At 67.0% G+C, this 13,472-nt stretch carries 12 protein-coding genes; 6 read left to right on the top strand and 6 right to left on the bottom strand.

Going from position 1 to position 13,472, the window contains the following annotated elements; translation table 11 throughout:
• Nucleotides 1-79: 79 nt before the first annotated feature.
• The 6 genes from ACDI39_RS01975 to ACDI39_RS01950 form a co-directional block, all read right to left on the bottom strand.
• The gene (locus ACDI39_RS01975) at nt 80-1,756 is read right to left on the bottom strand and encodes an MFS transporter (protein ID WP_225790095.1); all 1,677 of its coding nucleotides are present in this window, start codon (nt 1,754-1,756) and stop codon (nt 80-82) included.
• Nucleotides 1,757-1,941: 185 nt separating this feature from the next.
• A complete protein-coding gene (locus ACDI39_RS01970; RefSeq protein WP_225790094.1) occupies nt 1,942-2,607 on the bottom strand; it encodes a phosphoribosyltransferase in 666 nt (221 codons plus the stop codon).
• Between the two features lie 254 nt (nt 2,608-2,861).
• Entirely contained in the window at nt 2,862-3,641 is a 780-nt protein-coding gene (locus ACDI39_RS01965; protein WP_225790093.1) for an alpha/beta fold hydrolase, read from the bottom strand.
• Between the two features lie 42 nt (nt 3,642-3,683).
• Nucleotides 3,684-4,100, bottom strand: coding sequence for a VOC family protein (locus tag ACDI39_RS01960; protein WP_225790092.1), 417 nt, complete (start codon nt 4,098-4,100; stop codon nt 3,684-3,686).
• 86 nt (nt 4,101-4,186) lie between these two features.
• Entirely contained in the window at nt 4,187-5,113 is a 927-nt protein-coding gene (locus ACDI39_RS01955; RefSeq protein WP_225790091.1) for an alpha/beta fold hydrolase, read from the bottom strand.
• 189 nt (nt 5,114-5,302) lie between these two features.
• Nucleotides 5,303-7,816: a UvrD-helicase domain-containing protein gene (locus ACDI39_RS01950; protein ID WP_225790090.1), complete on the bottom strand. Its 2,514-nt coding sequence runs from the start codon at nt 7,814-7,816 to the stop codon at nt 5,303-5,305.
• A gap of 175 nt (nt 7,817-7,991) precedes the next feature.
• Here ACDI39_RS01950 and ACDI39_RS01945 point away from each other — a divergent pair, with 175 nt between their 5' ends.
• The 6 genes from ACDI39_RS01945 (at nt 7,992) to ACDI39_RS01920 (ending at nt 13,469) form a co-directional block, all read left to right on the top strand.
• The gene (locus ACDI39_RS01945) at nt 7,992-8,690 is read left to right on the top strand and encodes a pirin family protein (protein WP_225790089.1); all 699 of its coding nucleotides are present in this window, start codon (nt 7,992-7,994) and stop codon (nt 8,688-8,690) included.
• 162 nt (nt 8,691-8,852) lie between these two features.
• Entirely contained in the window at nt 8,853-9,716 is an 864-nt protein-coding gene (locus ACDI39_RS01940; protein ID WP_225790088.1) for a LysR family transcriptional regulator, read from the top strand.
• 109 nt (nt 9,717-9,825) lie between these two features.
• Entirely contained in the window at nt 9,826-10,743 is a 918-nt protein-coding gene (locus ACDI39_RS01935; RefSeq protein WP_225790087.1) for an AEC family transporter, read from the top strand.
• Nucleotides 10,744-10,794: 51 nt separating this feature from the next.
• Entirely contained in the window at nt 10,795-11,406 is a 612-nt protein-coding gene (locus ACDI39_RS01930) for a cell wall hydrolase (RefSeq protein WP_225790086.1), read from the top strand.
• Between the two features lie 161 nt (nt 11,407-11,567).
• The gene (locus ACDI39_RS01925; protein WP_225790085.1) at nt 11,568-11,996 is read left to right on the top strand and encodes an arsenate reductase ArsC; all 429 of its coding nucleotides are present in this window, start codon (nt 11,568-11,570) and stop codon (nt 11,994-11,996) included.
• A 153-nt stretch (nt 11,997-12,149) separates the two neighbouring features.
• Nucleotides 12,150-13,469 carry an NAD(P)/FAD-dependent oxidoreductase gene (locus ACDI39_RS01920; RefSeq protein WP_225790084.1) on the top strand — a complete coding sequence of 440 codons (1,320 nt, stop codon included), beginning with the start codon at nt 12,150-12,152 and terminating at the stop codon, nt 13,467-13,469.
• The last annotated feature ends 3 nt before the right edge of the window (nt 13,470-13,472 follow it).

The raw sequence follows: 13,472 nt of genomic DNA, 5'->3' as shown, positions 1-13,472 counted from the left end.
CAAGGCCCTGCAAACCACCGCACTTGCGATCGACGCAGACCCTGTGGGAGCGGCGCCGAAGCGCCACGAACAGCGCTGTTCAGGCGTGATGGATATCCCGGTCCTTGGTCTCCGGCAGGAAGAAGATGCCGAGGATCGCCGTCATCACTGCAATGACGATCGGGTACCACAGCCCGTAGTAGATATCACCGGTGGCCGCCACCATGGCGAACGCCACGGTCGGCAGGAAGCCGCCGAACCAGCCGTTGCCGATGTGGTACGGCAGCGACATGGAGGTGTAGCGGATGCGCGCCGGGAACAGCTCCACCAGCCAGGCGGCGATCGGACCGTAGACCATAGTCACGTAGATCACCAGGATGGTCAGCAGCAACAGCACCATCGGGTAGTGGACCTTGTCCGGATCGGCCTTCTCCGGATAACCCGCCTCCTTGAGGGCGTTGCCGAGGGTCGCGGTGAAGGCATCGTTCTGGGCCTTGAACGCCTCCGGCGCCAGGCCACTGCCTTCGAAACTCGGGATCACCTGCTCGCCGATGCGGACCTGCGCCACGCTGCCAGGTTCGGCACGTTCGTTCTCGTAGGGGATGGCACGCTTGGCCAGCAGGCTCTTGGCCAGGTCGCAGGAGCTGGTGAAACGGGCCTTGCCCACCGGGTCGAACTGGAACGCGCACTGGCTGGGGTCGGCGATCACTACCACCGGGTTGCGCTCCTGGGCGACGAACACGTCCGGGTTGCCGTACTCAGTCAGCCCCTTGAAGATCGGGAAGTAGGTCAGCGCGGCGAGGATACAGCCGGCCATGATGATCTTCTTGCGGCCGATGCGGTCCGACAGGCTGCCGAACAGGATGAAGAACGGCGTGCCGATCAGCAAGGAACCCGCGATCAGCAGGTTGGCCGCCTGCGGGTCGATCTTGAGCGTCTGCAGGAGGAAGAACAGCGCATAGAACTGCCCGGTGTACCAGACCACCGCCTGGCCGGCGGTGCCGCCGAGCAGCGACATGATCACCACCTTGAGGTTGTCCCAGCGGGCGAAGGACTCGGTCAGCGGCGCCTTGGACGCCTTGCCCTCGGCCTTCATCTTCAGGAACACCGGTGACTCGTTGAGCTGCAGGCGGATGTACACCGAGATCGCCAGCAGCAGGATCGACAGCAGGAACGGAATGCGCCAGCCCCAGGCTTCGAAGGCCTCGGTGCCCAGCAAGGTCCGGCAGGCCAGGATCACCAGCAACGAGAGGAACAGCCCCAGGGTGGCGGTGGTCTGGATCCACGAGGTGAAGAACCCACGCTTGCCCTTGGGTGCGTGCTCGGCCACGTAGGTCGCGGCGCCGCCGTACTCACCGCCCAGCGCCAGGCCCTGGAGCAGGCGCAGGGTGATGAGGACGATGGGTGCGACCACACCGATGCTCGCGTAGCTGGGCAGCAGGCCGACCAGCGCGGTGGACAGGCCCATGATCACGATGGTGATGAGAAAGGTGTGCTTGCGCCCGATCATGTCACCCAGGCGACCGAACACGATCGCGCCGAACGGTCGTACGGCAAAGCCTGCCGCGAAGGCCAGCAAGGCGAAGATGAAGGATGTGGTTTCGTTGACGCCGGCGAAGAAATGCTTGGCGATGATCGCAGCCAGCGAGCCATAGAGGTAGAAGTCATACCACTCGAATACGGTGCCCAGGGATGAAGCGAAGATGACCTTGCGCTCCTCCCGGGTGATGCCGCGTTGGGGCGCACTGCCCGTGGATGTGCTGTCGATTGCCGCCATGGGTTGCCTCCGTCTTGTTGTTTTCAGGCCGGAGTACCTTGCACGCAGTTGATCATCGCACCCTGGCCCTGGATTGACACTCGGTTGCGCGAAGCACGACGAGGCGTACCGCCCCGCATCGCAAAGCCTGTTGAAGCATAATCAGCTTTGCCGGGATATCCACCGCCCCCGGCCTGCGGCCTCCTTCAGGAACGTGACTGGCGCAGCAGCGCGACGACCTCCGTGTCGGTGGTCTGCTCGAATGTTTCGTAATGCAGGCCCACCGCGCGAAACGGCTCGGGCATCTGCAGGCACACCAACTCATCCACCAGGGGCCTGAGCCGCGCCACCGACTCCCAGGCACCGACCGGCGCGGCGAACAGCAATCGGGAAGGCCCAGCGGCGGCCAGCGCCATCAGCGCAGCGCGGGCGGTGTTGCCAGTGGCGATGCCGTCGTCCACCAGGATCACCTCCCGGCCAGCCACCTCAGGCAATGGCCGGTCACCGCAATAGACGGCGCGCCGCCGGGCGATCTCCGCCAGTTGCCGGTCGCGCTCGGCATCGAACCAAGCCTGGCTGGCACCGAACATGTCCATCACAGCCTGGTCGGCCACGCAGAATGGCGGGTTGCCTTCGGCCACCGCGCCGATGGCGAACTCCGCATTGCCCGGTGCACCGATCTTGCGCACCAGCACCACGTCCAGCGGTGCCTGCAAGGCCTCGGCGACCTCGAAGGCCACCGGCACCCCGCCCCGTGGCAGCGCCAGTACCAACGGCTCGCCCTGGACCTTGGCGCGCAACACCGCCGCCAGGGCTCGCCCGGCCTGGCGGCGGTCGCGGAAGGCGGGTCCATCCGGGAACGCGCGATTCATGGTTTCAGGCTCTCGCTGGCAAGGTGTGTTTTCGCATGGCCGGCACCTGTGGGGCGGTTTGCCGGTAATGGGCCGGCCCTGATATCCGGCAGACACCAGCACAACCCAGGATGTTCCTCCCGACAGTCAACGCCGTCGTCGCCCCGCAACGCCCAAATGCAGGGGAACCGCACCACGGCAAAGCCCTGAGCCGGCCTGAACGCCTGGTTTAGAGGGCCACGCCAAGGGAAAGGTCATCGCAGCCCATGGCCGTGTCAGGCCAGGAACCGGCCGATCGCCTCGAGCACCGCCGCTGGTTGCTCGCGGTGCGGCACATGCCCGCAGCCGGGCAGCAGTTGCATGACACTCGGCCCACCGGCCAGGGCGGTGATGCGCCGGGGGTGTGCGGGCGAGCCGAATTCATCCTGGTCGCCGTGCAGGCTGAGCAGCGGGCAGTGCACCCTGGGCAGCAGTGCATCCAGGCTCCAGCCGGCGAAGGCCTCGCTCAGCCAGGTGTCCACCCAGGCCCGCAGCACCCATTCGGCCTTGTCGCCATGGTACTTGCCCAGCCGCTGCAACTGCCCGGGCTCGGCGAACTGCCGTTGCGCGGCACGAATGCCGTCGAGGGTAAGGGGCTCGACGAAGGCCTGGGCCGACTCGCTGACCAGGCCCCGGCACTGCCCGGCGAAAGCCGCTGCGCAGCCAACGGCCATGCCACCGCCCACGCTGTGACCAAGGACGAGGAAGCCGTCGATGCCGAAATGACCACGCACGGCCGCGAAACCCTCGTGCGCCTCGGCCTCGACGAAGCCCGGGCGCAGATGGCCGGGATGGGCATCGGAACGGCCGAAGCCCAGCCGGTCGTAGGCGACGACCCGGCGCCCGGTGGCCTGCGCCAGTTGCGCGGGGAAGTCGCGCCACAACGCCACGCAGCCGAGCGAGTCATGCAGCAGGACGAAGGGCTCGCCCCGCGCCTGAGTGGGAGTCCAGACTTGGGCGAACAGCCTGCCCTGGGGGGTGCCTATCATGTGCTGGCTGACGATGAGGTCCTTCATGCAGTCTCCTGATCCCGGCGCCGCCGGGGTACTGGGCTTTCCCTATGGGCCGGCGGAGGGCCCCTTGAGCTCGACCTGGTTGCCATCGGGGTCGAAGCAGTACAGCGACAACCCCTCGCCCTCGGCACCGTAGCGTTTCTCGGCGGGCTCCACGACCACGCCCGCCGCGTTCAGGTAGCCGACCAGGGCTGCCTCGTCGAACGGCTCGATGCGCAGGCAGAAGTGATCGACATTGCGCCCCTCACGGGCTGCGGCTCGCCCACCTCGACGCCCCAGCGGGCCGTCGAGCGCCACCAGGTCGATCATCGCCGTGCCGGCGGCGAGGTGGATCATGCCCAGGTCGTCCCGCTGACGGCTCACCTGGCAGCCGAGCAGGTCACGATAGAAAGCGACGCTGCGCGCCAGGTCACTGACCCGCAGCACCACATGGTCGATGCGCTGGATGGTGAAAGGCCGCATGCGCAGTTCCTCCTTGCAAGGCACAGGGAAAGGCTTGGCAGCACCATAGCCTATCGGGCGCCGGCTCGACCAGCGCCCGGTCGCGCTCATTCGTTGACCAGGCGCTGCAACTGGCCCAGGTCGTGGCTGGCCAGCACCCGCAGGATCTGGTCCACCAGCGCCCTGTCCGGCGCCTCCAGGTGGAAATGATGCCCTCCGGGGTGCCAGGACACCCGGGCATGTCCAGGCAAGGCCGCGCGGCGCTGCTCGAAACCACTGCCCGCGAAGGCCCCCTGGCGGCCGAGCATCAGGTACAGCGGGCAGTTTATTTGCCTGAGCAGGTCGCAGGCTTCGCGCTCGGTCAGCGGCATGGGCTCGGGCAATACCAGGCGCGGGTCGTGCCGCCAGCAATAGCCCTCGCCCACCTGCAGCAGGTCACGCAGTGCCAGCAAACGTGCGGCCTCGTCCGACAGGTTGCCGTCGAGGCGGTTACGGCGTTGCTGCAGCGCGGTTTCCAGGCTGTCGAACTGGCTGCCGTCCGGCTCGGCGAAACCTTGCAGGCGGCTGCGCCGCACCAGACGCTTGAGGCGGTAGGCCCGGGCCAGGTGCTGCACCCGGTCATCCTCGGCAACGGTGAAGGGTACCCCCATGCCATCGAGGAAAATCATGCTGGCAATCGAACTGGACAACGCCGCCAGCACCGAGGCGATCCCCGTGCCCATGCCGTGGGCCAGCACATGGACGTGCGAAAGGCCCAGGCTGTCGAGCACCGCCAGCATGTCTTCGGCGTGCTCCCACAGGTAATAGCCGCTGTCGTCGCGGCGGTGATCGGAACGGCCGTGACCGACGAGGTCCGGGGCCACCACGAAGCAACCGTCGAGCAGTGGCGCCAGGCGCTCGAAGGAGGCCGCGTTGTCCAGCCAGCCGTGCAAGGCCAGCACCGGAACGCCATCCTCCGGCCCCCAGGTACGGACGGCGATCTCGATGCCATTGAGGTCAAGCAGGTGATCCTTGGGTGTCGCGGTCGAGCGCATGGGCATTCTCCTGGCCAGGGCCCGGCGCCTGCGCGCCAGGCCGGACATGCCGCCGCCCTCATGCCGGCGGCTACTACGCAGCGGACGTCCGCACGGCGTCCGGCATCCCACCTTCGCGCATGCGGCGGCGCGATGCTGGCCCCTCAACGACCGTCGCATGCGCGACACCGACCCCTGGCCACGACACGGCTACTGGCCGCGCAGGTCCTCGAAGAACACGTGCCGGCCATCGACCTGGGCCGAGGCGCGAAGCTGCCCCGCCTCGCCGCTGGCCGGCTCCACGTGCCAATAACAGTGCCTGGCCGCCCGGGTCACGGCCACGTAGGCCAGGCGTTGCACCTCTTCCTTCTGCGCCGTGTCGAACGGCTGGGCATCCCCGGCACGGCCAAGGCCTGCCTGGCGATAGACCTGGTTCTTGTACGGCGAACTGGTCAGGTACTGGCAGTCGCCGAGCATGAATACCGCGTCGGCCTGCAGGCCCTTGGCGCTGTGGTAGGTGAGCTGGCGCAGCCGGCGCTGATCCGGCGGCAAGCTGGACTCAGCTTGAAGAACCGAAACCAAATGCTCGTTTATCAACGATTTATCGCTTGTTTTTCGAAACAACATCATCACCGTCTCACCCTGCTGGTAATGCTCCATCAGGGTCTGGGCCAGCGCCGCCTCATCGCGCTCGCAAACCTTCACCGGCGACAAGGGCAGCTCGGCCGCCGGGCCGCTGGCCCTGGCCTTCTTGCCGGCGATGGCCGGCGCGCCCTTCACCAGGTGCTCGGCGGCCGCGATGATGTGCTGCTGGCTGCGGTAATTCTCCACCAGCATCACCCGGGTATTGGCCGGCGACGGAAAGGTCTTGGCGAATTCCATGAAGTACTTCGGCGAGCTGCCCCGCCAGCCGTAGATCGACTGCCAGTCATCACCCACGCACATCAACGAGGAATGCCCGGCGTTGCGCCCGACGTGCATAGCCGGGCCGCGTCGGCGGATCTCTGCCAGGCTCGCGCGCAACCAGCTGACGATCTGCGGCGAGACATCCTGGAATTCATCGATCATCAGATGCGCCATCGGGCGCAGCAGCGGGTCGGGCAACAGGCGCAGGTTCTCCGGGTTGTTCTCACCGAACAGGGCGAACATGCGGTTGTAGGTCATCACCGGTGGCGACTGGGCCAGCAGGTGCGCCTCCAGCGCCTGCCAGTACAAGGCCAGGGCCTCGAAGAACAGCCCGTCGCTGTCGCCTGGGGCAAAGCGCATCCCGGCCACGGCGGTGCCTACGTCCAGGCCCAGGTTCTCGATGAAGCTGGCCGCACTGACGAAGGCATCGAGCAAGGGCGCCGGCGCCAGTTCGCCCTTGACCTTGTACTCGAACCCCGGCCCGGCCACGGCATCGCCGGCCAGGGACGCGGCCAGGCGTTTTGCCGATGCGTAGTTTTCCAGCCATATCAAAGGCTTGTCGCAGAAAGCTTGAAACAGGGTGCGTTTCACCGCCCACTCCGCACGCACTCCAAGCCTGGCCCCTGGGCGCTGGTACTGCGCGCTCTCGGACGGGTCGAAGCCCAGCACCACCCAGGCGTCCAGGCCTTCCAGGCGGCCATGCACGTGAAAACGACTGCCGCGGATCTGCACGGTGTCGCGGCATGGCTCGATCCCCTTGATCGGCCAGGCGCCGGCGGCGAACCAGAGGTCCTCGATCAGGTCGCACAGCTCCTCGTCGCGTTGTGCGGCCAGCTGGGTCACCTGCACGCGCTTCTGCACGTCGGGGTGGTCCGGGTCCAGCGGCTTGAGCTGCAGGGCCTCACGGCGCATCGCCGCCACCAGTTCGGCGAAACGTGGGTTGCCTTGCAGCAGGTCGCGGTAGCAGAGGTTGAGCTGCTGACGCTGGGCGTCGTTCAGGCGCAGGTCGAAGGGGTTGCCCTCGGCGTTGGCCTCGTTGCCCGCGGGCAGTTCCTGGCCGAGGGTCTCGAACGCGCGCAACTGGCCGAAGCCCGGCAGGCTGCGCACCAGCGGCAGGATGCGCGAGTGGAAGGTGCGCACCAGCTCACGGGCCTGGGCTGGCGGCAGTTCGACTTGCCAGAGGGCGAAGACCTGTACCAGGCGCTTGATGAAGTCCTTGCGCGATTCGCGAGTGAAGGTCACCACGGTCATGGCGTCCAGCTCGAAGCCCAGGTAATGGCGCAGCAGCAGCAGGCGCAGCACCAGCGAGGTGGACTTGCCCGCCCCCGCGCCAGCGACCACGCAGGTGGACGGCGTATCGCTGAAGATCAGCTTCCATTGCGCCGCGCTGGGCTGTGCCTGGGCGGGCAGGCGCTGGGCGACGTCGGCCTTGAAGCGTTTCTTCAGCTCGGCACTCAGCGGCAGGCGCCAGTCGTCGAACAGCGCGTCGTCCTGACCGGGGACTGCGGCGCTGTCGGGCCGCACGTCGCGGATCACCAGCACCTGGCGCCCGGCCTCGTAGCCTTCCGCCCGGCCACGCTCGTAACCTTCGCGCAGGCCGTCGGCATGGCCACTGCGCTGGCCGGTGGCATGGCCGAGGAACCAGGAGTCGCGGTGCTGTGCCCGCAGGCGGGTCAGGCCACGGCCCAGCAGGCGCGCGGCCAGGCGGCGGAACCAAGGCAGTTGGGCCGGTGGCGTCAACTCAGCCGAGGCTGGGGGAAGCTCGTGGGGCACGGTCACTCCATTGCAGGTCGAATCAGCAGGCCATGTTCGCCGCATCTGCAAAAAATCGCCAGCGAATGCTTGAGGATCAGGGGATTAGGCGATGAATCGCAGGGAGTATCGCACCTTTATTTATCTATTAAATAGATAATATAAAGCCGATATTTACGCTTATTTTCGATCTTTCATTAGCGCATCATGGCGTCATTCCACCCATTCAAGGAGCACGATCATGCTGCAACTGCGACCGTTCGAAAGCCTCGGCCACGCCAACCATGGCTGGCTCGACGCCCATCACCACTTCTCCTTCGCCGAGTACTACGACCCGGCTCGCATGCACTGGGGCAACCTGCGCGTGTGGAACGACGACCTGATCGCCGCCGGCAGCGGCTTCCCACCGCATCCGCACCGGGACATGGAGATCGTCACCTATGTCCGCGAAGGGGCCATCACCCACCAGGACAGCCTGGGCAACAAGGGCCGTACCGAGGCTGGCGATGTGCAGGTGATGAGCGCTGGTACCGGCATCGTCCACAGCGAGTACAACCTGGAGAAGGTCGACACGCGCATCTTCCAGATCTGGATCGTCCCCGAGCGGGTCGGCGAAGCACCGTCGTGGGGCACCCGGCCGTTTCCCAAGGGCGAGCGTGGCGAGGGTTTCGTGACCTTGGCCAGCGGCCGGGCCGGGGATGAAGACAGCCTGCGTATCCGTACCGACGCACGCTTGGTGGCGGCCACCCTGCGGGCCGGGGAAAGCGCCGAGTACCGCTTCGATGCCGAACGCCGGGGATATCTGGTGCCGGCCAAGGGGCTGGTGGAGGTGAACGGGGTGCGGGTCAAGGCGCGGGATGGCTTGGCCATCGAGCAGGAGCCGGTGTTGAAGGTCACGGCCGTGGAGGATAGCGAGATCGTCCTGGTGGATGTGGCCTGATCCGGGGGCGACAGGGCTTGCCTTTGGCGGGCAAGCCCGACCCTACAGGGTACCCGTTGGGCTTTCGGGCGCTTGTTCTCTGCAAGACAACGCAGCCCTGTCCTTGCCGCCCACCGCCCGAAGCCTGTAACGTGCCGCCACCCCACCCCGGAGGCCGTTCGCATGTCCCTCAAAGCCCTGCGCACCCTGGTGACCATCGCCCGCCACGGCACCTTCGCCCGGGCTGCCGACCTGCTCAGCCTGACCCCTTCGGCGGTAAGCCTGCACATCAAGACCCTGGAAGACGAACTACAGGTCACCCTGTTCGACCGCAGCCGCCGCCAGGTGGCGCTGACCGAGGCCGGGCAGTTGGCGGTGGCTCGCGCCGAAAGCATCCTGGCGGCCTACGACGAACTCGCCGACGCCCTGGCCAGCGGCCCGAGCCTGCGCGGGCGGCTGCGCATCGGCGCGATCCATACGGTACTGGCGCGGCGCCTGCCCAAGGCCCTGGTATGGATCAAGGCCCATCACCCACAGCTGCACATCAGCGTCGCCTCGGGGATGTCGGCGGAGCTGGCGCGGCGGGTCGAGGACGGCGAGTTGGATGCCGCGATCACCACCGAGCCGGTCAGCCCCTACCCCCAGTGCCTGCAGTACACCACCTTGTTCGAGGACCGCTTCTGGGCGGTGGCCAGCACCGAGCTCGCCGGCCAGAGTCTGCCGCAGTTGCTGGCCAGCCAGCCGTTCCTGCGCTTCGACAAGCGCGCCTGGGCCGGCCGGCAGATCGAGCAGGAACTGCGCCGCCAACACCTGCAGGTCAGCGAACAGATGGAGCTGGACAGCCAGGAAGCCCTGGCGCGCATGGCCGCCATGGGCCTGGGCGTGGCCATCATTCCCATGGCCGACGATGACCTGGAACGCCTGCCGCCGGCGATCCGCCTGCCCTTCGGCGAACCGCAGCTGACCCGTCGGGTGGTGCTGCTGGAACATGAAAAGAGCCAGCGCCGGCACCTCAGTGCCGTGCTCGGGGCAGCCCTGGCGAGCTGATCCCCCTCGCGACCATGCAGTTTTCCTCAATAGTCACTGCAGAAAACACCGTTTTTTCCCATCGTTGCTCAGCGGTAGTCTGTGCCAGACCCGACAACGGAATGCCGCCATGCTCCACCTGCTGCTGACCACCCTGGTGCCCATCATCCTGCTCATCGCCCTGGGCGCTTTCCTGCGCACCCGCCATTTCCTCGCCGACACCTTCTGGCCCGGCGCCGAGCGTCTGAGCTACTACGTGCTGCTACCGTCGCTGTTCCTCCACGGCCTGGCCACCGCCAACCTCGACGGTGTGCCGGTGCTGGGCATGGTCGGCGTGCTGATGCTCTCGACCGTGCTCGGTGCCGCCCTGCTGGTGCTCTACCAAGGCGTGGTGCACCACGATGGCGCCGACTTCACCTCGGTATTCCAGGGCGGTGTGCGTTTCAACAACTACATCGGCGCCACCCTTGCCGCCGGGATCTACGGCAGCGCGGGCATCGCCCTGGCGGCAGTGGCCAACGCCGCTATCGTGCCGCTGGTCAACCTGCTCTGCGTGCTGGTGTTCGCCCGCTTCAGCGCACGCCACAGCTCACCGCTCACGGTGCTGCGGGCGATCTTCGCCAACCCGTTGATCGTCGGTTGCGCCGGCGGCCTGTTGTTGCGGGTGAGCGGGCTGGGCCTGCCGGCGGGGCTGGAACCGACGGTCAAGGCATTGGGCCAGGCCGCCCTGCCCCTGGGCCTGCTGTGCGTCGGCGCGGCGCTGGGCGGTGCGCGCCTGGGCCATCAGGTGCGGCCGCTGGCGGCGGCCTCGGCGTTCAAGTTCCTGGTCCTGCCAATGACAACCTGGGGCCTGTGCCGCCTGCTCGGGCTGGGAGGCCAAGCAGCCGTGGTGGCGGTGCTGTTCCAGGCGTTGCCCACGGCGTCGTCATCCTACGTCATGGCCCGGCAGATGGGCGGCAACGCCCCGCTGATGGCCACCATCATCGCCTTGCAGACCATGGCCGCGGCCATCACCCTGCCACTGGTGCTGGGCCTCATGCTCGATTGAAGCCATGCGGGGCACTAGACTGAGATTCACTTCACACTTCGGAGCATGGCCATGCGCCTCTCGTGGATGCTGTCCGGTCTGACCCTGGCCCTGCTCGCAGGCCCGTTGCACGCCGCCGACAGCCCCCAGGCCGCGGTCGCCGAGGACAAGGCCGAGGTGCTGGAGGAAAGGGTCGTCGAGGACGCCACGCCGCCGAAGCCACGCGAAACCCTCAGCCCTGGCGAGGTGCAGGCGGTCGACCCGGCTGGCCAGTCGCCCATGGACGACAGCATCACCTGCCTGGCCCGTACCCTCTACTGGGAAGCCAAGGGCACCGATGCCCGGGACATGGCCGCGGTGGCCAGCGTGGTGCTCAACCGCCTGGGCCACGACGGCTTCCCCGACAGTATCTGCGGCGTGGTCAAGCAGGGTGTGGAGCGCGGGAGCTGCCAGTTTTCCTGGTGGTGCGACGGGCGTCCCGACCAGGTGGAGGAAGCGCAGCGCTACGCGATGGCCAAGGAGATCGCCCGCAAGGCGCTCAACCAGCAGCTCGAGGACTCCACCGGCGGTGCCCTGTACTTCCACGACCGCCACGTACTACCCGACTGGGCCAAGGCCTACCGCAAGACGGCCGAGACCAGCCACTTCATTTTCTATCGGCCGAACCAGGCGCTGGCGCACTGAGGATGGGCGGGGCGTGTCGGTTGCAACCCGTTCGCGACGATTCGACGCCCGACAAGCCCGCTCTCGCAAAGTGAACTTTTCCTTACAGCGACCCCACGCCGGGCACCGGGCGTTAATCTGGACAGGCATCCCTGCCAACCCGCCGCCCGAGGTGCCGAGCCATGAACCCACGACTGCGCGTACTGTTCGTCTGCATTCACAACGACGCCCGTTCACTGATCGCCGAGGCCGTGCTGCGCCATGCCGATCCCGAGCACTTCGAGGCCTTCAGCGCCGGCGTGCGGCCTACCGAGGTGGATCCACGTGTACGGGCAGTGCTCGAGCATGCCGGGATATCCGGCCAAGGATTGCAGAGCAAGCCGCTGGAGACCTTCGCCGGTGAAGCGTTCGACTACCTGATCGACTTGTGCGACAGGCGCACCGACGAACTGGCGGAGCTGCCCCAGTCCAATGCGACGATCACCTGGAGCTTCGTCGACCCGGTGGGGCAGGATGGCGAGGAAGGCTTCCGTCACCTGCTGCAAGAGGTGAGCGACCGGGTGAAGCTGTTCGTGATGGTGAAGAACCGGCCGCATGGGCGGGAGGAGTAGGCTCAATATCCAAGTAGTCCTGGAGCCGCTTCGCGCCCCCAAATGGCGGCTGTAAAACCGTTTGCCGGCAAAACCTTCCATGAGCCGTCCCGCACGTTATATCCCCCCTGCCCCCTCGGTGCGATATTGGAGAAAACAACACGGATAAAAAACATGTACAGAAACACCTCTACCCCCGCGGACGACAACGGTTGCGGCTGGTTCGACCTCAGCCCCAGGCGCCAGCCTCGTCCCGCTCACCGGGGGCGGAGCGAAGCGCGCTGGGTCGTGCTCGGCGCGGGCTTCACCGGCCTTGCCGCCGCCCGGCAACTGGCCCTGCGTCACCCCGGCGACCAAGTGATCCTGGTCGAGGCGCAGCAGGTAGGCTTCGGCGCCTCGGGGCGCAACTCCGGCTTTGCCATCGACCTGCCCCACGACATTGGCGCTGCCGACTACATTGGCGATTTGCCCACGGCCAGGATGAACCTCAAGCTCAACCTGCGCGCCCAAACGATCCTCAGGCAACTGATCGCCGAGCATGGCATCGACTGCCAACTGCGCCCGGACGGCAAGTACCAGGCGGCGGTGGAGGACAAGGGCCTGGCGGTGCTGGATGCCTACCGCAGCGGCCTGGACAAGCTCGGCCAGCCCTACGAGATGATCGACGCCCGTGACCTGCCCGCGCACCTGGGCACTGCCTTCTACCGCAAGGCGCTGTACACCCCCGGCACCCAGCTGCTGCAACCGGCGAGCCTGGTCAAGGGCCTGGCCGATAGCCTGCCGGGCAATGTCACGCTGTACGAGAACACGCCGATCAGCCACCTCGAGCAAGGCCGGCGCACCACCCTCAGGCATCCGGATGGCGAGATCGTCGCCGACCAGTTGCTGCTGACCAACAATGCCTTCGCCAGCCACTTCGGCTTCTTGCCCGGGCGCCTGCTGCCGATATTCACCTACGCCAGCATGACCCGCCCACTGAGCGAGGAGGAACAGGCGCGCCTGGGCGGCAAGCCGACCTGGGGCATCATCCCCGCCGACCCGTTCGGCAGCACCTTGCGCCGCACCCCCGACCAGCGCCTGCTGGTGCGCAACAGCTTCAGCTTCAACGCCGACGGCCGTGCCCAGCAGCGCTACCTGGACCGCGCCGGGCGCCAGCACCGCGAATCGTTCGAACGGCGCTTCCCGATGCTCTCGGGCATGCCGTTCGAATACACCTGGGGCGGTTCCATGTGCCTGTCGCGCAACCACCTGTCGTTCTTCGGCAGCCTGGCGCCGAACATCCATGGGGCACTGTGCTGCAATGGCCTGGGCATCACCCGCGGCACCGCCACCGGCACCCTGCTGGCCGACTGGCTGGCGGGCGAGCGCGACGAACTGATCGATTTCCTGCTCGGCGGCGCTGGGCCGAACCGCAACCCACCAGAGCCGTTCCTCAGCCTGGGGGTCAACATGAACCTGTTCTGGGGCCAGCGTCGCGCCGGCCTGGAAAGCTGAAGG

The sequence above is a fragment of the Pseudomonas sp. Tun-23181 genome (assembly GCF_057415455.1).
This window is presented reverse-complemented; position numbering and strand designations above follow the sequence as displayed.

Bases quoted from the DNA above. Each gene is read 5' to 3' on its own strand.
- ACDI39_RS01975 (WP_225790095.1), bottom strand. From the start codon at position 1,756: ATGGCGGCAATCGACAGCACATCCACGGGCAGTGCGCCCCAACGCGGC.
- ACDI39_RS01970 (WP_225790094.1), bottom strand. From the start codon at position 2,607: ATGAATCGCGCGTTCCCGGATGGACCCGCCTTCCGCGACCGCCGCCAG.
- ACDI39_RS01965 (WP_225790093.1), bottom strand. From the start codon at position 3,641: ATGAAGGACCTCATCGTCAGCCAGCACATGATAGGCACCCCCCAGGGC.
- ACDI39_RS01960 (WP_225790092.1), bottom strand. From the start codon at position 4,100: ATGCGGCCTTTCACCATCCAGCGCATCGACCATGTGGTGCTGCGGGTC.
- ACDI39_RS01955 (WP_225790091.1), bottom strand. From the start codon at position 5,113: ATGCGCTCGACCGCGACACCCAAGGATCACCTGCTTGACCTCAATGGC.
- ACDI39_RS01950 (WP_225790090.1), bottom strand. From the start codon at position 7,816: ATGCGGCGAACATGGCCTGCTGATTCGACCTGCAATGGAGTGACCGTG.
- ACDI39_RS01945 (WP_225790089.1), top strand. From the start codon at position 7,992: ATGCTGCAACTGCGACCGTTCGAAAGCCTCGGCCACGCCAACCATGGC.
- ACDI39_RS01940 (WP_225790088.1), top strand. From the start codon at position 8,853: ATGTCCCTCAAAGCCCTGCGCACCCTGGTGACCATCGCCCGCCACGGC.
- ACDI39_RS01935 (WP_225790087.1), top strand. From the start codon at position 9,826: ATGCTCCACCTGCTGCTGACCACCCTGGTGCCCATCATCCTGCTCATC.
- ACDI39_RS01930 (WP_225790086.1), top strand. From the start codon at position 10,795: ATGCGCCTCTCGTGGATGCTGTCCGGTCTGACCCTGGCCCTGCTCGCA.
- ACDI39_RS01925 (WP_225790085.1), top strand. From the start codon at position 11,568: ATGAACCCACGACTGCGCGTACTGTTCGTCTGCATTCACAACGACGCC.
- ACDI39_RS01920 (WP_225790084.1), top strand. From the start codon at position 12,150: ATGTACAGAAACACCTCTACCCCCGCGGACGACAACGGTTGCGGCTGG.